The sequence below is a fragment of the Candidatus Methylomirabilota bacterium genome (genome assembly GCA_036001065.1).
GTDB lineage: Bacteria > Methylomirabilota > Methylomirabilia > Rokubacteriales > CSP1-6 > MNEF01.
Genome location: DASYUQ010000222.1, coordinates 33,458 through 53,282, shown reverse-complemented (window position 1 = coordinate 53,282; position 19,825 = coordinate 33,458). Strand labels below are relative to the sequence as shown.

Annotated in this window: 16 protein-coding genes; all 16 read left to right on the top strand. The window is 71.4% G+C overall.

From position 1 onward, the window contains the following. The coding region (gene hemW, locus VGV13_21375) for a radical SAM family heme chaperone HemW (protein HEV8643637.1) at positions 1-1,103 on the top strand (1,103 nt) is incomplete at its 5' end. 46 nt (positions 1,104-1,149) lie between these two features. Beyond that, positions 1,150-2,172, top strand: a complete 1,023-nt coding sequence (hrcA, locus tag VGV13_21370) for a heat-inducible transcriptional repressor HrcA (GenBank protein ID HEV8643636.1) — start codon at positions 1,150-1,152, stop codon at positions 2,170-2,172. A 66-nt stretch (positions 2,173-2,238) separates the two neighbouring features. Next, entirely contained in the window at positions 2,239-2,775 is a 537-nt protein-coding gene (locus VGV13_21365) for a nucleotide exchange factor GrpE (protein HEV8643635.1), read from the top strand. Beyond that, positions 2,776-3,864 carry a molecular chaperone DnaJ gene (gene dnaJ / locus VGV13_21360; GenBank protein ID HEV8643634.1) on the top strand — a complete coding sequence of 363 codons (1,089 nt, stop codon included), beginning with the start codon at positions 2,776-2,778 and terminating at the stop codon, positions 3,862-3,864. Positions 3,865-3,890: 26 nt separating this feature from the next. Continuing rightward, on the top strand, positions 3,891-4,772 hold the full coding sequence (locus tag VGV13_21355) for a 50S ribosomal protein L11 methyltransferase (protein ID HEV8643633.1): 882 nt from the start codon (positions 3,891-3,893) through the stop codon (positions 4,770-4,772). Between the two features lie 181 nt (positions 4,773-4,953). After that, positions 4,954-5,736, top strand: coding sequence for a 16S rRNA (uracil(1498)-N(3))-methyltransferase (locus VGV13_21350; GenBank protein ID HEV8643632.1), 783 nt, complete (start codon positions 4,954-4,956; stop codon positions 5,734-5,736). Next, positions 5,729-6,151 (top strand): archease, encoded by a 423-nt coding sequence (locus tag VGV13_21345; GenBank protein HEV8643631.1) that lies wholly within the window; start codon positions 5,729-5,731, stop codon positions 6,149-6,151. The genes VGV13_21350 and VGV13_21345 overlap by 8 nt, the downstream gene beginning before the upstream one ends. A 159-nt stretch (positions 6,152-6,310) precedes the next feature. Continuing rightward, positions 6,311-7,228 carry a UDP-3-O-acyl-N-acetylglucosamine deacetylase gene (lpxC, locus tag VGV13_21340; GenBank protein ID HEV8643630.1) on the top strand — a complete coding sequence of 306 codons (918 nt, stop codon included), beginning with the start codon at positions 6,311-6,313 and terminating at the stop codon, positions 7,226-7,228. Between the two features lie 413 nt (positions 7,229-7,641). Then, the gene (locus VGV13_21335) at positions 7,642-8,208 is read left to right on the top strand and encodes a DUF4390 domain-containing protein (GenBank protein HEV8643629.1); all 567 of its coding nucleotides are present in this window, start codon (positions 7,642-7,644) and stop codon (positions 8,206-8,208) included. Next, complete coding sequence (locus VGV13_21330; protein ID HEV8643628.1) at positions 8,208-10,445, top strand: ATP-binding protein; 2,238 nt, start codon at positions 8,208-8,210, stop codon at positions 10,443-10,445. The genes VGV13_21335 and VGV13_21330 overlap by 1 nt, the downstream gene beginning before the upstream one ends. A 7-nt stretch (positions 10,446-10,452) precedes the next feature. Next, positions 10,453-11,811: a sigma-54 dependent transcriptional regulator gene (locus VGV13_21325; GenBank protein HEV8643627.1), complete on the top strand. Its 1,359-nt coding sequence runs from the start codon at positions 10,453-10,455 to the stop codon at positions 11,809-11,811. 28 nt (positions 11,812-11,839) lie between these two features. Next, on the top strand, positions 11,840-13,375 hold the full coding sequence (fdrA, locus tag VGV13_21320) for an acyl-CoA synthetase FdrA (GenBank protein ID HEV8643626.1): 1,536 nt from the start codon (positions 11,840-11,842) through the stop codon (positions 13,373-13,375). 61 nt (positions 13,376-13,436) lie between these two features. Continuing rightward, entirely contained in the window at positions 13,437-14,387 is a 951-nt protein-coding gene (locus tag VGV13_21315) for a MoxR family ATPase (protein HEV8643625.1), read from the top strand. A 222-nt stretch (positions 14,388-14,609) separates the two neighbouring features. Beyond that, on the top strand, positions 14,610-15,953 hold the full coding sequence (locus VGV13_21310; protein HEV8643624.1) for a DUF58 domain-containing protein: 1,344 nt from the start codon (positions 14,610-14,612) through the stop codon (positions 15,951-15,953). 184 nt (positions 15,954-16,137) lie between these two features. Beyond that, a complete protein-coding gene (locus tag VGV13_21305) occupies positions 16,138-18,156 on the top strand; it encodes a DUF4129 domain-containing transglutaminase family protein (GenBank protein ID HEV8643623.1) in 2,019 nt (672 codons plus the stop codon). 240 nt (positions 18,157-18,396) lie between these two features. Further along, positions 18,397-19,809, top strand: a complete 1,413-nt coding sequence (locus VGV13_21300; protein ID HEV8643622.1) for a DUF1116 domain-containing protein — start codon at positions 18,397-18,399, stop codon at positions 19,807-19,809. Positions 19,810-19,825 lie beyond the last annotated feature (16 nt).

The window sequence follows — 19,825 nt, the reverse complement described above, 5'->3', positions numbered from 1 at the left end:
TACATGTGCCGTTCTGCGCGAAGCGGTGCTACTACTGCTCGTTCAACACCGCCCCGATGGACGCCGGCGCGATGATCCGCTATCTCGGCGCCCTCCAGCGCGAGGTCGAGCTGCTGAGCACCCTGCCGTGGGCGGGCGACGTCACGCTGGCGACGGTGTTCTTCGGCGGCGGCACACCCTCGTTGCTGGCCGCCGACGAGGTGGCGGCGATCCTCGCCGCGCTCCGGACGCGCTTCCACGTGGCGGCGGACGCCGAGGTCACCGTGGAGTGCAACCCGGAGAGCGTCTCGCGGGAGAAGTTCGAGGGCTACCGCGAGGCCGGCGTGAACCGGATCAGTCTCGGGATCCAGTCGCTGGACGACACGCTCCTGCCGCGCCTGGGCCGCCTCCACAGCGCCCGCGACGCGCGCGCCGCATTCGAGGCCGCGCGCGCGGCGGGGTGCGCGAACGTCAGCGTCGACATCATGTACGGCCTGCCCGGCCTGGACCTCGCCGGCTGGACGGGGGCGGTCCAGCGGGTGCTCGACTGGCAGCCCGATCACCTGTCCGCCTACGGGCTGACGCTGGACGCCGGAAGCCTCTGGGGCGTGACCGGGGTCGCGGGGCTGCCGCCCGAGGGCACGGTGGTCGAGCAGTACTGGGCGCTGGTGCGCGCCGCCGCCACCCACGGCTTCGAGCACTACGAGGTCTCCAACTACGCGCGCCCCGGCTTCCGGTCGCGGCACAACCAGATCTACTGGCGGGCGGCAGAATATCTCGCCGCCGGGCCCGGCGCCTGCGCCTTCGCGGGCGACCTGCGCTACTGCAACGCCAAGCCCGTCCCGCGCTACTGCGAGACGCTCGAGCGCGGCGCGCTGCCCATCGCGGAGGCCGAGCGCCTGACGCCCCGCCAGCGGCTCGGCGAGCGCCTGATCCTCGGGCTGCGCACCGCCGACGGCGTACCGGCGGCGTGGCTCAGCGAGCGGCTGGCCGGCGACCCCGCGCGGGAGCGGCGGCTCGACGACTGGGAGCGCGCCGGGCTGCTCGCGTGGACCGGCGCGCGCGTCGCCCTCAGCGAAGCCGGGTTTCTCGTCTCCGACGCGCTGTTCGTGGAGCTGCTGTAGTCCACTCACCTTGACTTGGCCACACCCGGTTGCTACAAGAGCGTTGATGGATGAGCGGCATCGCGACGTTCTCATCGCCCTGATCCGCGAATACATCGACTCGGCGCAGCCCGTCGGCTCGCGCCTGCTGGCCAAGCGCTACCTGAAACAGCTCTCGGCGGCGACCATCCGGAACGCGATGGCCGACCTCGAAGAGATGGGCTACCTCGCCCAGCCCCACACCAGTGCCGGCCGGGTGCCCACGGACAAGGCCTATCGCCTCTACGTGGAGTCCTTCCCGCCGTCGCTGGCGACACCGCCGGGGCCGCCCGAGAGCCTGCCGGCGCGCCCCTCCGGCATCGACGGCTTCATGGAGCGCACGTCCGAGCACCTGTCCAGCGTCACCCGGATGACGGGGCTGCTGCTGGCGCCGCCGCTCAAGCAGACGACCATCACTCGGGTCGAGATGATTCCGCTGGAGGAGGACCGTGTCCTGGCCGTCCTGGTGACGGATTCCGGCTGGGTGACGGCCCGCGCGATCGCCGTCGACCCCCCGCTTCCCGCGGACGAGGTGCGCAAGATCGGCCGCGAGCTGACGCGGCGCTTCCGCGACCGCACCGTGGCGGAGATCGTGGAGATGGAGACGCCGCCGGCCGATCCGCTGGACGAGCTGCACACGCGGGCGCGCGCCATCATGGAGCAGATCCTGGTGCTCCTGCGCGGCCGCACGCTCTATATCAGCGGCGCCATCAACATGCTCGACCACCCGGAGTTCTGGGACATCGAGACGACCCGCGAGCTGCTGCGCACCTTCGAACAGAAGGAGCGGCTGGCCGATCTGATGGCCAACCTGGCCGAGGACGAGGGCCTGCACGTCACCATCGGCCGGGAGAATCCCTACGCCGAGATGCGCGAGTGCACCCTCATCACCTCGACCTATCTCTATCGCAACCAGGTGCTGGGCATCCTCGGCGTCGTCGGGCCCCGGCGCCTGCCCTACCCCGACGTCATCTCGGTAGTCAACGAGACCGCGCGCCACGTCACCGAGGCGCTGTCGCGCGTCCGCCAGGACCTCTACCTGCCGTCGTAGGCCCGGCCGACCGCCGGCGCCGCGACGCCGGCTGCTATAATTCGAGACATGAGCGACGCTGACCGTATGAAATCGCCGGCTGATCGCGCGGAGTCCCAGGACTTACGGGAGACCGAGAAGGTCGAGATCACGGCGGAGCGCGAGGAGCTCCGGCGGCAGCTCGACGACAAGCAGGACCGGCTCCTCCGCGCGCTGGCCGAGATGGACAACATGAAGCGCCGTACCCAGCGCGAGCGGGAGGAGTCCATCCGCTACGCCAACGAGGGCCTGGTCCGCGAGCTGATCCCCGTGCTCGACAACCTGGACCGTGCCCTGGCGGCGGCGCGCTCGGCCCCGGACGTCAGCAGAGTGGTCGAGGGCGTGGAGCTCATCCAGCGCGAGCTGCTGCGCGTCCTGGAGCGGGCCGGCGTCACGCGCTACTCGGCGGTCGGGCATCCATTCGATCCGACGCGCCACGAGGCGACCGAGCGCGTGGTCAAGCCCGACCAGCCGCCCGGCACGGTCGTGTCGGAACACGTCCCGGGCTACCTCCTGAACGGTCGCGTGCTCCGCCCCGCCCAGGTCGCCGTCGCCGTCGCCCCCGACGCGGACGCGGCCTCGTAGATGCCGCGCGACTACTACGAAGTACTGGGGGTCTCGCGCAACGCCAGCGAGGCGGAGATCAAGCGCGCCTACCGCCAGCTCGCCATGCAGTACCACCCGGACCGCAACCCGGGGGACAAGGGGGCCGAAGATCGCTTCAAGGAGGCCAGCCAGGCGTACGCCGTCCTGTCGGATCCCGACAAGCGCGCCCAGTTCGACCGGTTCGGGTCGGTCGGGGTCGGCGGCGGCTTCGCCGAGCAGGGGTTCGGCACCCTCTTCGAGGACATCTTCGAGAGCTTCTTCACCGGCACCGGGCGCGGGCGGCGCGGCCGCACAGCGCGGGGCGAGGACCTCCAATACGAGCTGAAGATCTCGCTCGACGAGGCCGCGACCGGACTGGAGACCAAGATCCAGATCCCGCGCATGGAGCGCTGCGGGGAGTGCAACGGCACCGGGCTCGAGCCGGGCAGCCGGCGCGCCGCCTGCGACATGTGCCACGGCCGAGGCGAGGTCCGGCTGAGCCAGGGCTTCCTCACCGTCGCCCGCACGTGCCCGAAGTGCCACGGCGAGGGCGAGCTGAACCGCAACCCGTGCCCGGCCTGCCGGGGCGAAGGCCGCCAGCGCGCCGAGCGCCTGCTGCAGGTCAAGATTCCGCCCGGCATCGACGACGGCATGCAGCTGAGGGTCTCGGCCGAGGGCTCGGCCGGCTACGGGGGCGGGCCGCCGGGCGATCTCTACGTGCTGGTGCGGATCAGGGAGCACGAGCTGTTCGTCCGCAACGGGGCGGATCTCTACTGCGATCTGCCGATGACGTTCGCGCAGCTGGCGCTGGGGGCCGAGGCGGATGTGCCGGTGCTGGGCGGGACGGCGAAGCTGAAGATCCCTGCCGGCAGCCAGCCGAATCAGATCCTCAAGCTCCGCGGCCGCGGCATGCCGCGCCTCCGGGAGCGGGGACACGGCGACGCGTGCTACCGGCTGATCCTCGAAGTGCCCCCGAAGCTCAACGCCCGCCAGCGCGAAGCCCTCGAGGCGTTCGAGGCGGAGTCGAAGGGGCAGGGGGGGCCGCTCATCACCTCCTTCCTCGAGCGGATGAAGAAGCTCCTCGAGTAGGCGCGGATGCGCCGTCGAGCCTCCCGATGAGCGCGGCTTCGTATTGGGAGCTCGCCCTTCCCGTCTCCGGCGACGTCGCCGAAGGGATCACCAACTTCCTCTGGGAGCTGGGCGCGCTCGGGGTCGTCGAGGAGCAGGCCTCCGGTGAGGAGCCGCGGCTGCGGGCGTTCTTTCCGGGCCACCTCGACGCGCAGCGCCTCCACGCGCGCATGAGCGACTACATCGGCGGACTGCGCGCGCTGGGCTTCGCGGCTCCGGGCGCGCCGCGCGTGGCGCCGGTCGCGGAGGCGAACTGGGCCGAGGCCTGGCGCGAGCACTTTCGGCCGCTGCGCGTCGGGCGCCGCCTGCTGGTGGCGCCGCCGTGGGACGTCCCGGCGGTCCCCGGGCGGCTGGCGATCGTCATCGAGCCGGGCCGCGCCTTCGGCACCGGACATCACGGCAGCACCGCAGGCTGTCTCGAAGCGCTCGAGACGATCATCGGCAAGCGCCCACCGCGCGCGGCGATCGATCTGGGCACGGGTTCCGGCATCCTGGCCATCGCGGCGGCGCGACTGGGCGTGGGGCGGATCCTGGCGGTGGACGACGATCCCGACGCGGTGGCCTGCGCGACCGCCAATATCGCACTCAACCGCGTAGCCGAGCGCATCGCCTGCATGACGGCCGACGCCGGCGCGCTCACGACGGACCCGGCACCGCTGGTGCTCGCCAATCTGTTGTCGGCCGCCCACCGGCGCCTGGCGGCCGCCTACGCGCGCTACGTCGCCCCCGGCGGCAGGCTCGTCCTGGGCGGCCTGCTCGACGGCGAGGCGGCCGGCCTCGGCCCCGCGTTGCGCGCGCAGGGCTTCGCGCCGGGGGCCGCCCGGTCTGTGGACGGCTGGACCACCCTCGAGCTCCGCCGCACAGGATGAGACATCCTGTGTCAATCCAAAGGTCGCACGCGCTTCCTCGAGCGCCGGCCTCGGCGGCGCCCCCTTGGGGGTGGTTCGGAGGGGGCCGCGAGGCTCCCTCCGACTATGGATTCGGAGGGGGCCGCGAGGCTCCCCTCCGACCAGGGATCTCGGAGGGGGCCGCCGAGGTCCCCTCCGACCTATGAGCGCTCTGCGGCGGTTCACGATCGCGCCCGAGCGGATCGACGGCGACCGCGTCGTCTTCGACCGCGACGAGACGCGCCACATGGCGGCGGTCTTACGATTGGCGCCCGGCGATCTCGTCGTCGCCGCCGACGGGCGCGGTCGCGACTACACCGTGCGCATCGAGTCGCTCGGCGAGACCGCCACCGGGACCGTGCTCGGCGTGGCCACCAACCGGGCCGAGACCCCGCTGGCGATCACGCTCGTCCAGGGCGTTCCCAAAGGCGACAAGATGGAGCTGATCGTGCGGGCGGCCACCGAGCTCGGCGTGGCGCGGGTGCTGCCGGCGATTACGGAGCGCACCATCGTCCACCTGGAGCCGAGTCGCTGGCGGGAGCGTGCGCGCCGGTGGCAGCGGGTGGCCAAGGAAGCGGCCAAGCAGTGCGGGCGCGCGATCGTTCCCGAGGTCGGCGTGCCTCGCCCTCTCGCCGAGTGGCTGGAGATCCCCGCCGGCGCGACCGAGCTGAAGCTTTGCCTCTGGGAGGGCGAGGGGCCGTCGCTGGCGCGCGCGCTGGAGGCGGTGGCGGCGCCGCCGCGCGTGGCGCTGGTGCTCGTCGGCCCCGAGGGCGGGCTGGCGCGCCGCGAAGTCGAGCTGGCGCGAGCGCAGGGATGGATGACCGCCCGGCTCGGTCCGCGCATCCTGCGCACCGAGACGGCGGGCCCGGCCATCGCCGCGATTCTTCAATTCAGGTTCGGCGATCTCGGTGGCGGGGCGCCGGCCGCGGAGCGCCTTCGTGACTGAGGCCGGCTACGACTACTTCGATGTGGCCGCCGACGTCGGCGTGAGGGCGTGGGGACCGACGCTGACGGAAGCGCTCGCCCAGGCCGCGCTCGGGGTTCTCGCCCTGACGATCGCCCCCGAAGACGTCGAGGAACGCGAGACGCGGGAGGTCCGCGCGCAGGGCGACTCGCCCGAGCGCCTGCTCGTGAACTGGATCAACGAGTGCCTGTACGTGCACGAGATCGAGGGGTTCGCGGTGCGGCGGGTGGAGGTGACGAGGCCGGGGCCGGCGCTGGTGCACGGCCTCCTGCGCGGCGAGGCGATCGACACCCGCCGCCACCGTCCCGGCACGGTCGTGAAGGCTGCAACCTACCACCAGGTGTCGGTCACCGAGGAGGGCGACCGGTCGGAGGTCCGGCTGATCGTCGATGTTTGATGTTTCTAAAACGAGACAATGTGGCGGCACAGCGTGTCGTGAACGCAACACGGAGACGCTTGTAAAGCCGACAATGTAAGGGACCCAGAGCGAGTGAAATCAATCTGTTATCCCTCGTAATCGCGTCTGGCACCTCAGTTGCTCTTCTCTCCGCCGGCCATGCACCAGACAACGATCCGGAAACCGGTGACGATGGACGGCGTCGGTCTTCACTCCGGAAGGCCGGTGCGGATCACGATGTCTCCCGCGCCTGCCAACTCCGGCATCATCTTCAGAGTGGCGAGCCACGACGAGCCGATTCCCGCCGCGCCAGAGAGCGTCGTCAACTGCCATTACGCGACGACCATCGGGCGCAATGGGACGCGGATTCAGACGGTGGAGCACCTCATGGCCGCCGCGGCCGGGCTCGGCATCGACAACCTCGACGTCGAGGTCGACGGCCCGGAAATCCCCGCGGGGGACGGCAGCGCCAAGCCGTTCGTCACCCTGCTGGCGACGGCGGGGCGCGCCGAGCAGTCGGCGCCGCGCCGGCCCATCAAGATCCCCTACCCGATCCGAGTGGGCAGCGGTGGGCGCTGGATCCAGATGGTTCCCTCCGAAACGCTCCGCATCAGCTACACGCTCGACAACGACCATCCTGCGATCGGCACCCAGGCGCTCACCTGCACGCCGAGCGAGCGCATGTTCATCGAGGAGTTCGCCCCCGCCCGCACCTACGGCTTCCTGAAAGATCTCGGCCCGATGCGCAAGAACGGCCTGGCCCGCGGCGCCTCGCTGGAGAACGCCATCGGCGTGGGCAAGCGCGGCGTCCTGAACGGGCTCCGGTACCGTGACGAGTTCGTGCGGCACAAGATTCTCGACCTCATCGGAGACCTCGCCCTTCTCGGTCGGCCGGTGGTGGGCCACGTCATCGCCCGCAACGCGGGCCACGCGCTGAACTTCGAGCTGGTGCTCGCGGTCCAGCGCGCGCTAGGCCTCGAGCGCCGTCCGGCCGGCGCCGGCCTGGCCGTAGTGCCGTTCCCAGCCGTCCGCCGCAACGGCGCGCTCGTTCCCGCACCCGGCCTCGCCGCCTTCTAGAAACTCGGAGGGGGGCTTCGCCCCCCTTCCGAAACCTCCCCCCAGAAAGGATTGCGCCGGCAAGGCCGGCGCTCGAACCGAGGTTACTCCGACACGCTTCTAGGCGGCGTAACCGCGCTTCGAGCGCCGGCTTTGCCGGCGCAACGAGTTTATGCGGGGAGGTGTCGGAGGGGGCGAGACGCCCCCTCCGACGTGATCGATCCGCCGGTCTCCGCCGGCGCAATCCCTTCCTGGGGGGGGCCTCGGAGGGGGCCTCGACGGCCCCCTCCGACTGAGCTAGTGCCGTTCCAACTTGTTGATACTAAATCTGTCCACGAACGACGTACACGGTGCCTTCCTCGGCGCGAATAGTTGGAACGGCACTAGGCGGCCCTCGGCCGCCCGCTGGAGGGCTATAATGGCCTGTCTGCCGTATGCGTGGTGCGCGTTCCGGACTCTGTGTGCTGGCGGCGGCGCTATGGCTCGCCGTGGGAGCGCCGGCGCGGGCCGAGATTCGTCTCAGCGATCTGACCATCTACCTCAACGACCATGAGGTGACGGTCCACGTCGTCGCGCTGGGCGCCGTGCCGCCGACGTTCTACGAATCGATCCACAGCGGCATCCCCGCCCACGTCCGCTTCACCATCGAGCTCTGGCAGTACAACCGGTTCTGGCGCGACCGCCTCCTCACCACCCAGCTGGTCGAGCGCCACCTCACCTACAACCTCGTCACCAAGGAGTACCGGGTGACCTTCCTCAAGGGTGAGACGCGGCCGGTGTACAGCACGCGCGACCTGCGCGACGCGCAACGGGTGCTTTCGGAGCTGCGGGCGACGAAGCTCACGCCGGCCTCCGAGCTCGACCCCGACGACATCATCTACGTCCGCGTCCGCGCCGCCACCGCGCTGAACGGCGAGAATACGTTCGTGGCGCGCATGGCCGGCACCGCCGAGCAGACCCTGCAGCAGTCCGACTTCCGTCGCATCAGGCGGGTCCAATAATGCCGCTCTACAGCGACCAGGGCCGGCGCCGGCGCAATCTCGTCATCATCAGCGGGCTGCTCGTGCTGGTGGCGATCGCCAGCGCGCTCAGCCTCGAGATGCGCGTGCCCCAACTGCCGCTGGCCTCGAACATCGTCGTCTTCGCCCTGTTCAACCTGAACCTCATCGTCTTCCTGCTGCTGCTGGTCCTGCTTCTTCGCAATCTCGTGAAGCTCTGGGTCGAGCGTCGGCAGAAGCTGATCGGGGCCAGGTTCAAGACGAAGCTCGTGCTGGCCTTCCTGTCGCTGGCGCTGGCCCCCGCCATCCTGATCTTCATCATCGCCTCCAACTTCATCAACAAGTCGATCGAGGGCTGGTTCAAGCCCCAGGTCGAGCGCCCCCTCGACCAGGCGCTGGGGGTGGCCCAGACGTACTACCAAAACCTCCAGGCCACCGCCCTGCGCCACGCCCAGCACATCGGCCGTGTCATCGACCGCGACGACCTCCTGGACGAGGCCAACCGGGAGGAGCTGGCCGCCTACCTGGTCGAGCAGCAGGAGCAGCTCGGACTCAGCGCGCTGACCGTGTTCAGCGCCGGCGGCCAGGAGCTGGTCCACGTGAAGGACCCCGGGCTCGGCGATCTCCCCACTCGCGAGGTCAACGAGAGCCAGCTCCGGCTGGGGCGGGCGGGTCAGAACGTGACCACCGTCCGCGAGCTGGCGTCCGGCGACTTGATCGAGGCGATCACCCCCGTCTTCTCGCACGACCCCCGGCGCGGCGTCATCGGCGTGGTGGTGGTGGGCACCCACGTCTCCGAGCGGCTGGAGCAGAAGATCCGCGGTATCGAGCAGGCGTTCCAGGAGTACAAGCAGCTCAAACTGGTGAAGAACCCGATCAAGGGCATCTACATCCTGCTCTTCCTCCTGATGACGCTGATCGTCGTCTTCTCCTTCGCCTGGTTCGGGCTCTACCTGGCCCGCGGCATCACCGGCCCCATCGCCGAGCTGGCCGAGGGCACCCGCGAGGTGGCGGCCGGCAACCTCAGCTACAAGGTGCAGGCGCGGGCGGACGACGAGATCGGCGTGCTCGTCGACTCCTTCAACCGGATGACGGACGACCTCGCCCAGTCGAAACGACAGCTGGAGGAGGCGTACCTGGACCTGCAGGACAAGCACACCGAGCTGGAGGACCGGCGGCGCTACATCGAGACCGTGCTGGAGGCCATCACGACCGGCGTCGTGTCGCTCGATCCGCAAGGGGCGGTGACGACGCTCAACCGGGCCGCCGCCGGGATGTTCGGCCTGCACAGCGCCGCCGCCGTCGGACGCCCCGTCGAAGAGGTGTTCGGCAGCCCGGCGTTCAGGGACGTGGTCGGGCTCGTGGCCCGCATCCGGCGCGCCAAGGCCGGGGTCGCCATCGAGCAGGAGTTGCACCTGCGCCGGAGCGGCGTGAGCGTGTCGCTCCTGGCCTCGGCCACCGCGCTGCGCGGCCCCGAAGGCGAGTACACGGGCGCGGTCATCGTCTTCGACGACCTCACGGAGCTGCTCAAGGCCCAGCGCCTGGCCGCCTGGCGCGAGGTCGCCCAGCGGATCGCCCACGAGATCAAGAACCCGCTGACGCCCATCCAGCTCTCGGCCCAGCGGCTCAAGCGGCGGCTGGCCCGCAACCCCGGCGACGAGCAGCTCATCACCGAGTGCACGGAGACGATCATCCAGGAGGTGGACGGGCTCAAGCGGCTGGTGGACGAGTTCTCGCGCTTCGCCCGGATGCCGGTGCTCACGCCGCGTCCCACGGACTTGAAGTCGCTGCTGGACGCGGTGGCCGGCCTCTACCGCGAGTCGCACCCCGCGCTGCGGCTGACCACGCGCTACCGCGACGACCTGCCGCGGCTCGAGGTGGACCCCGACCACATCAAGCGCGCGATGCTCAACCTCGTGGACAACGCCGTGGAGGCGGTGGGCGGCACCGGCGAGGTGGACGTCGAGGCTCTCCATCTGCCCGAGGCGGGGCGGGTGCAGGTCATCGTGAGCGACACCGGGCCCGGGATCAGCCCCGAGGACAAGGACAAGCTGTTCATGCCCTACTTCTCGACGAAGACGAACGGCATGGGGCTGGGGCTGCCGATCGTGCACGAGATCGTCACCGAGCACGGGGGCACGATCCGGGTGGAGGACAACCAGCCCAAGGGGAGCCGCTTCGTCATGGAGCTGCCCGTGTCGCGCTCCACCGCGCCCGTCGAGGCCTACGGCGGGGCCTGAGCGAGCCATGGCGGGCGAGCACATCCTGATCGTCGACGACGAGCCAGCCATCCAGGCGACGCTCCGGGGCGTCCTGGAGGACGAGGGCTACCGCGTCACCGCCGTGGGCAGCGGCGCCGACGCGCTCTCGGTCTTCGCCGACGAGGCGCCGGATCTGGTGTTCCTGGACATCTGGATGCCCGGCAAGGACGGGCTGGAGACCCTGGCCGACCTCAAGCGGCTCCGGCCCGACGTCGCCGTGGTGATGATCTCGGGCCACGGCACCATCGAGACCGCCGTCCGGGCCACGCGGCTGGGCGCCTACGACTTCATCGAGAAGCCGCTCTCGCTCGAGAAGACGCTGCTCACCGTCGCCCGCGCGCTCGAGCACTCGCGCCTCGAGCGCGAGAACGCCACCCTGCGCCAGCGGCTCGAGCAGCGCACGGAGATCATCGGCCAGAGCCTGGCCATCCGGCAGCTCCGCGAGCAGATCGCCACGGCGGCGCCGACGAACGGGCGGGTGCTGATCCACGGCGAGAACGGCAGCGGCAAGGAGCTGGTGGCCCGGGGCATCCACGCGCTGTCGACGCGGCGCGACCGGTCGTTCGTCGAGGTGAACTGCGCCGCCATCCCCGAGGAGCTGATCGAGTCGGAGCTGTTCGGCCACGAAAAGGGCGCCTTCACCGGCGCGCTGGCGCGGCGGCGGGGCCGCTTCGAGATGGCCGACGGGGGGACGCTGTTCCTCGACGAGATCGGCGACATGAGCCTCAAGACCCAGGCCAAGGTCCTGCGCGCCCTCGAGGAGCAGGCCTTCGAGCGGGTGGGCGGCCGGGAGACGATCAAGGTGGATGTCCGCGTGATCGCCGCCTCCAACCGCGACCTCACGACGCTCCTGGGCAGCGGCTTCCGCGAGGACCTCTTCTACCGGCTGAACGTGATCCCCATCGAGGCGCCCCCGCTGCGCGCCCGCAAGGAGGACATCCCGCTCCTCATCGACCACTTCATCCGCGTCTTCTGCGCCGAGAACGGCAAGCGCGTCAAGACCGTGTCCGGCGAGGCGCTCGCCTACTTCCTGGCCTACGACTGGCCGGGCAACGTGCGCGAGCTGCGGAACATGGTGGAACGCCTGGTCATCATGACGCCGGGGGACGTCATCGGCATCGACGATCTGCCGGTGCCGCTGCGCCCTAAGGAGGCGCCGGCCGCGGGAGCGGAGGCGGGGGAGCGGTCGCTGCGGGAGGCGCGCGACAACTTCGAGCGGGCCTACATCCTGACCGAGCTGCGCGCGAACGACTGGAACATGACGCGCACGGCCGAACGGCTGGGCATCGAGCGCAGCCACCTCTACCGCAAGATCAAGGCCTACGGGATCACGCCGCCCAAGTGACGCTCCCGGCCCGGCCACGCCGCTGACCATGCCGGTCTGGAACTTCGTCTGGACGCGCGCCTACCACGACTCCGTCACACTGATGCGCCTGACGCGGGACATGGAGGCGGTCCCGGGCGTGAGCCGCGCCGCGGCCATGATGGGGACGCCGGCCAACCGCGCGCTCCTCAAGGATGCCGGACTCCTGACCGATGAGGGGTCCGCCGCCGCGCCCACGGACCTCGTCATCGCCGTCGCCGGCAGCGGCGAAGCCTCCGCGCGCGCGGCCGAGGCCGCCGCCCGGGCCGCGCTGAGCTCCCGCCCGGCGGCGGGGTGGGAAGGACGGGCGAGTCCCCGACCCCGGACGCTCGCCTCCGCGCTGCGGGCCAGGCCCGACGCCACGCTGGCGCTGATCTCGGTGCCCGGTCTCTACGCCGGCGCCGAGGCGCTGAAGGCGCTGCGAGCAGGGCTCCACGTCATGCTCTTCAGCGACAACGTGCCCCTGGAGACCGAGATCGAGCTGAAGCGCTTCGCGCGGGAGCGGGGCCTCTTCCTGATGGGGCCGGACTGCGGGACGGCGATCATCGACGGGGTCCCGCTCGGCTTCGCCAACGCGGTGCCGCGGGGGCGGATCGGCCTGGCTGCGGCGTCGGGCACGGGGCTCCAGGAAGTCACCTGCCTGATCGCCCGGGCCGGCGAGGGCATCTCGCACGCCATCGGCGTCGGTGGGCGCGATCTGTCCGACGCGGTGAGCGGCATCATGATGGAGCAGGCGCTCGCCGCCCTCGCCGCCGACGGGGCCACCGAGGTGATCTGCGTCATCGGCAAGCCTCCGGGACCGTCGGCTGCCGCCCGCCTGCACGAAGCGGTGAGCCGGCTCGGCAAGCGGTGCGTCGTGCACGTCGTCGGCGGCGCCGCGGCTCCGGCGCCGACCGTCGGCGCCGGTGTCCACATCGCGGCGTCACTGGAAGACTGCGCTCGCGCCGCCGTCGCGCTGGCCCGGAAGGAACGCCCGGCTTCGACGGAGTTCACGCTGCCCGCCGCCGAGGTGCAGCGCCTCGTGGAGGAGGCGGTGCGCCCGCTCGAGCCCGGGCAGCGGTTCGTGCGGGGCGTGTACTCGGGCGGCACGCTCGCCTGGGAGGCGCTCGCCCTGCTCGGCGCCACGCTGTCCGACGTGGCGCCGGGCGTGACGGGTGGCGGCAGCGGGCATCGCGTCGTCGATGTCGGCGCGGACATCTTCACGGTGGGGCGGCCGCACCCGATGATCGACGGCACCGTCCGCCGCGAGTGGATCCGGAAGGAAGGCGCCGATCCTTCCACGGCCGTTCTGCTCCTCGACGTGGTGCTGGGCTACGGCGCTCATCCCGATCCCGCCGGCGAGCTGCTGCCGGCCCTCCACGCGGCGCGCGCGGAGGCCCGGGCCCACGGCCGCCACCTGGCCGTCGTCGCCAGCGTGACCGGCACCGACGCCGACCCGCAAGGCCGGGCTGGGCAGGTCGCCAGGCTCGCTGGCCTCGGTGCCGCCGTGATGCCATCGAACGCTCAGGCCGTCCGCCTGGCCGCCCGCGTGGCGGCGGGCCGCTGAGGATCGGGATCATAGCGACGATGCGAGCTGGCGTTCGCTGGCGTCGAGCCCCTGAGCGATCATGAGCCGCCGGCTCCCGCCGCCCCCCCGGCAGACGTTCGAGACCGTCGCCCGCAACATCGCCAGAGTGATGAAGGGCCAGTCGGCGGCCATCCGCAAGCTCCTGGCCGCCCTCGCCAGCGGGGGCCACGTGCTGCTGGAGGACTATCCGGGGACGGGCAAGACGACGCTGGCCAAAGCGCTGGCCCGCTCCATCGGGGCGCAGTTCCGGCGGGTGCAGTTCACGCCGGACCTCCTGCCCTCCGACATCCTCGGCGTGTCCATCTACGACCAGCGGGAGCAGGCCTTCCGGTTCCACCGCGGTCCCATCTTCACCAACATCCTGCTGGCCGACGAGATCAATCGAGCGTCGCCGCGCACCCAGTCGGCGCTGCTGGAGGCGATGGGGGAAGGCCAGGTCACGGTGGACGGGACCTCGCACCGTCTGGAGACGCTCTTCTTCGTGATCGCCACCCAGAACCCTGTCGAGTTCCGGGGGACGTATCCCCTGCCCGAGGCCCAGATGGACCGCTTCGCCTTCCAGTTCGGCTTGGGCTACGTGTCGCCGGAGGACGAGGCCATCATCCTCTCGGAGCAGGAGCAGGGCCATCCGCTCGACGGCATCGCGGAGTGCGCCGCCGGCGAGGACATCCTGGCCCTCAAGCGGGCGGTCGCCGCCGTCCGCATGGGGGACGAGATCAAGCGGTACATCGTCGACATCGTCCAGGCCACGCGGAGCGCGCCGGGCGTCCAGCTGGGAGGAAGCCCGCGGGCCTCGCTGGCGCTGATGAAGGCCGCCCAGGCGCTGGCCCTCTTCGACGGCGTGGAGTTCGTCACCCCCGAGCACGTCCAGGAAGTCGCGGTGGCCGTCATCGCTCACCGGCTCGTCGTCGATCCGCAGGCGCGCTTTTCGGGCACGACGGCGCCGGGGATCGTGGAGGACATCCTCAAGGCGATCCCGGTGCCGGCCTAGAGACGGTGGGGCGAATGGCGCGCGCTCACTACGGGCACTCCTCGCCGTCTCGAGCGCCGGCTTCGCCGGCGCAATCCCTTTCTGGGGGAGGCCTCGGAGGGGGCCGTCGCGGCCCCCTCCGATTGAACTAGTGCCGTTCCAACTATTCGCGCCTAGGAAGGCACCGTGTACGTCGTTCGTGGACAGATTTAGTATCAACAAGTTGGAACGGCACTAGAGACGGTGAGGCGAGCCTTCTACCTCGGCTTCCGGCACCTGTCGTCGCTGGAGTGGCGGATCCGACGGCGGTTCACGGGCACCGGCATCTGGCTCCTGGGCGTCCTCTTCGCCTCCGCGGTGCTCGGGCTCGACACCAACCAGACGGTCGCCTATCAGGCCTTCAGCTTCGTGCTGGCCGCTCTCGTCGTCGCCCTCGCCGCGAACCGCTCTTGGCGCGCGCGGCTCAGCGTCGACCGGGTGGTGCCGCGCTTCGCCAGCGCCGGCGAGCGGCTGATCTACAAGATCGCCGTCCGCAATCACGGACCGCGAGCCCTGCGCGGGCTCCTCCTGTCGGAGGACCTCGAGGATCCTCGCCCCTCCTACGAAGAGTTCCTCCAGGCCCGGGAGCCCGGCGAGGACCGGCGCAACCGGTTCGACCGGGCCATCGGGTATTTCCGATGGGTCTGGCTCGTCTCGAAGAGACAGTCGGCGCTCGCCGGACATCTCCCGGTGCCGGCCCTCCCGCCCGGCGGCCAGTGCGAGCTACGGGCCGAGATCACCCCGCTGCGCCGCGGCCGGCTCACGCTCACCGGCGTCACGGTGGCCCGGCCAGACTCGCTGGGAGTCTGCAAGGCGGCGGTCTCGGTGCCGGCGACGCACTCGGTGCTGGTGCTTCCCCGACGCTATCCGGTGCCCCCGCTCGAGCTTCCCGGCACGCGCAAGCACCATCAGGGCGGCGTGGCGCTGGCCTCGTCGGTCGGCGACTCCGAGGAGTTCGTCTCACTGCGCGAGTACCGCCCCGGCGATCCGCTGCGCCGCATCCACTGGCGAAGCTGTGCCAGGGTGGGCAAGCTCATCGTGAAGGAGCACCAGAACGAGTTCTTCGTCCGGCATGCCCTCGTGCTCGACACCTTCGTCGACTCCGAGCCCAGCGACCTCTTCGAGGAGGCCGTGTCCGTGGCCGCCTCCCTGGCCTACACGATCCAGACCCAGGAGTCGCTGCTCGATCTTCTCTTCGTGGGACCCACGGCCTACTGCTTCACGGCCGGGCGCGGGCTCGGCCAGGCGGAGCGGATGCTCGAGGTCCTGGCCTGCGTGCGAGCCTGCCGGACGGCGCCGTTCAGCGCGCTCCACCACCTCGTCATCCAGCACCACGCCCTGGTCAGCGGCTGCATCTGCGTCCTGATGGCGTGGGACGAGGACCGCCGACGCCTGGTGGGAGAGCTCACGGCGCTCGGGGTGCCGACGCTGGTGCTGCTGATCGCCGGGGCCGAGGCCGCCGACACGCCGGACGCGGAGGGCGCTCGACTTGCTCGCTTCCACCGGCTCGAGGTCGGGCGGATCGCCGAAGGGCTGGCCAGGCTGTGAGACACCCTGTGTCAACCCAAGAATCGCGCGCGCTCCCTCGAGCGCCGGCTTCGCCGGCGCAACCATTGGGGTGGCTTGGAGGGGGCCGGGAGACCTCCCACCAACTATGGATTCGGAGGGGGCCGGGAGGCCTCCTCCGACTATGGATCTCGGAGGGGGCCGTAACGTCCGCCCCCGCCGACCTATGAACACGCCGCCGGGCCTCGTCGGCGCCGCGGTGCTCTTCTGGGGCTGGCAGACCGCTCTCCTGCCGCTCGCCGTCGTCGCAGCCCTCATCCTGGAAGCGTCCCGCCTCGTGCCCTGGCGCTGGCACTTCGCGCGCGCCGAGTTCGACCGCCTCGCTGATCTCTCTACTCTGCTGCTCCTGGGCGCCGTGGTTTACCTCGGCCTGACGGCCGGAGCCAACCGCGCCGTCATCGGCGTGCTGCAGTGGCTGCCGCTGATCTGTCTGCCGCTCGTCGCCTCCCAGGCCCTGAGCGGCGGCGAGCCGATCGAGCTGGCCACGCTCTTCTGGACGCTCCGCCGACAGGCGCGCCGGGAGGGCGCCGCCCGGAGCCCCGGCTTCAACCTCGCCTACCCATACGTCGCCCTCTGCGTCCTCTCGGCGAGCGCCGCCAACGTCCGCAGCGGGGCGTTCTACGTCGCGGTGTGCGTCCTGGCCGCATGGGCGCTCTGGTCGGTGAGGCCCCGGCACGTCTCGGCGGCCGTCTGGGTGGGCGCGGTCCTGGGGGTCAGCCTCCTGGGCTACGGCGGCCACCTCGGCCTGCATGACCTCCAGCAGGCGATCGAGGCCCGCATCACGGAATGGTTCGAGGCCCTGATCGGACGGCATGTCGACCCGTTCCGCACGACCACCCACATCGGCCAGATCGGGACCCTGAAGCTCGGCGAGCACATCGTGCTGAGAGTCGAGCCGCGGGAGGGCCGCGCCCAGCCCCTTCTCCGTGAGGCCACCTACAACGCCTACCACTCGTCCACGTGGTTCGCCGTCGATTCGTCCTTCGCCGAGGTGCCGCCCGAGGGCGACGGCGCCACCTGGAAGCTCCGCCCGGCCACGGGCCGTAGCGGGGCCATGACGGTCTCGGGCGCGCTCCGACGAGGCAAGGGCGTGCTGGCCCTGCCGGGGGGCGCGTTCGAGCTCCAGCACCTGCCGGCCGTGGGGCTGAAGGTGAGTCGTTTAGGCGCGGTCAAGGTCGACGAGGGACCGGCGTTCGTCAGCTACACGGCGCTGCTCGGGCCCGGCTCTTCCCTCGACGGTCCGCCGACGGAGAACGATCTGAAGCTCCCGCCGCGGGAGGCGCCGCTCCTGAGCCGCGTCGTCGAGGACCTCCGCCTGCGCTCCCAGCGGCCCCCCGAGGCGCTCGCCACCCTCGGCAGCTTTTTCAGGACCAGGTTCCAGTACGCGATGTTCGTCCCCGAGCGGACGGCGGGACCGGCGGCCCTGGAGGACTTTCTGGTCCGCAGCCGGGCCGGCCACTGCGAGTACTTCGCGACCGCGACCGTGCTCCTGCTCCGCGCGGCGGGCATGCCCGCCCGCTACGCCGTCGGCTACTCCACCGACGAGTTCAGCCGGTTCGAGAACCGGTACATCGTGCGGGCCCGCCACGCGCACGCGTGGGCGCTCGCCTACATCGACGGGGCGTGGCGGGATGTCGATACCACGCCCGGCGAGTGGCGCAGCGCCGAAGCCGCGACCGCGTCGGCGCTGGAGCCGTTCTGGGACCTCTGGTCGTGGGCGGGCTTCCTCTTCTCACGGTGGCGGTGGAGCGAGGGCCAGGGGACGTGGGCCGGTTACCTGGGCTGGTTCCTGATCCCCCTCAGCGCGGCGCTGATCTGGCGGATCTACTCCCGCACGCGGCGGGGGCGCGCGGGCGCCCGCACCGATGCGCCTGAGCGTGTCGCAGCCCGGCCCGGCGCCGACTCCGAGTTTTACATGGTCGAGCGGCGACTGGCCGAGCTCGGCTTCGAGCGGGCGCCCGGCGAGCCTCTGACCCCGTGGATTCGCCGGATCGAGGCCACGCGCCCCGCGTCGATCACCACCGCTCCCATCGAGCCCCTGGTGCGGCTCCACTACCGGTATCGGTTCGACCCGCTGGGGGTGAGCGCGTCGGATCGCGAGGCCCTGCGGGCAACCGCGCGCTCCTGGCTGGCGAGCCACGACGCGGCCGGCGTCGGCGAGGCCCTCGGAAGTAAAGAGCGCTGACGAAGCTGAACACCTCGCCCAGTGGCACGCCGCCGGCTTGGCGCAGCCGGTGCGCGAGATCGAAGTCGGCGCGCTCGCGCATGAGCATCCGGGCCCGAGGCCCACCGAGGTTCGCCGGCGACAATACGAAAACGCGATCCATCGCCGGATACTACCTTGCATTCTGCATGCCTGGACGGCAGACGGGGCTACGCGGGTTCGTCTCCCGCGCCCGGCAAGTGTGATATTGTCGCTCCCTCGATGAGCGACTCGGCCCGGGCGCTCTTGCACGCGCGCCCGCGGGTCGTGAGCCTGGGGCTGCCAATCTTCGCCCAGGAGCTGACCCGCTTCGGCGTTCCCGTCGTGCACGCCGACTGGCAACCTCCCGCGGCGGCGGACCCCCAGCTCCTGGCGGCGCTCGAGCGGCTGGAGCAGCGCCGGGAGGTCATCGAGCGGGCCAACGCCGAGGCCCTCAGGCACCTCGTTCACGGTGAGCCGGTCCTGGTCGACTGCCGGCCGGCGTGGGAGGCGCTGGGGCTGCCGCAGCGCACGGTGCTGCACGCGGGGCCGCCGATCGAGTGGACCCGGATGTGCGAGCCGATGCGCGCCGCCATCCTGGGCGCCATCCGCTACGAGGGGTGGGCGGCGAACGACGACGCGGCGGCCGCGCTCATCGAGCGCGGCGAGGTGACGCTGGCGCCCTGCCATCACTGGCAGGCGGTCGGCCCCATGACCGGCGTCGTCACGTCCTCCATGCCCGTCTTCGTCGTCGAGAACCGGGCGCACGGCAACCGGGCTCACGCGACCATCAACGAGGGGCTAGGCAAGGTGCTCCGCTTCGGCGCCAACGACGAGAGCGTCCTCGCCCGCCTGCGCTGGCTCGCCGTGGAAGCGGGCCCGCTCCTCGGCGCCGGCCTCCGGACATCGGGGGGCGTCGAGCTGCGCCCGCTCATGGCCCAGGCGCTCCGCATGGGTGACGAGATGCACCAGCGCAACCTGGCCGCCTCGGCGCTGCTGGCCCGCGCGCTCATGCCCCATATCGCCCGCGTGGGGCAGAAGCACGGCGCGGTCGCGCGCCTGGCGGATTTCATCGCCGGTAACGACCAGTTCTTCCTCAACATCGCCATGGCCGCCGGCAAGGCGCTGGCCGATCCGGCGGGCGGCGTCGCCCACTCGACGCTGGTCACGGCCATGGCCCGCAACGGCACCGACTTCGGCATCCGCGTGAGCGGCACCGGCGAGCGCTGGTTCACCGCGCCGGTCCTCACGCCGGTCGGCCTCTACTTCCCCGGCTTCTCGGCCGAGGACGCCAACCCGGACATGGGCGACAGCGCGATCGTCGAGACGATCGGGCTCGGCGGAGGAGCCATGGCGGCGTCGCCCGCGGTGGCCCGCTTCGTGGGCGCGGGAGGGATGGCCGAGGCGGTGGCCGCGACCGACGAGATCCGCGAGATCTGCGTCGGAGAGCATCCGCACTTCCGCATCTCGACGCTCGACGAGCGCGGCGCGCCGGCGGGCATCGACGTCCGGCTCGTCGTCGAGACCGGGATCGCGCCGCTCATCAACACCGGCATCGCCGGCCGCCGGGCCGGCACCGGCCAGGTCGGCGCCGGCGTCGTCCGGGCGCCGCTGGCCTGCTTCGAGCGGGCGCTCCTGGCGCTGGCCGAGCCGTGACCCTCCGGGCGGTGCG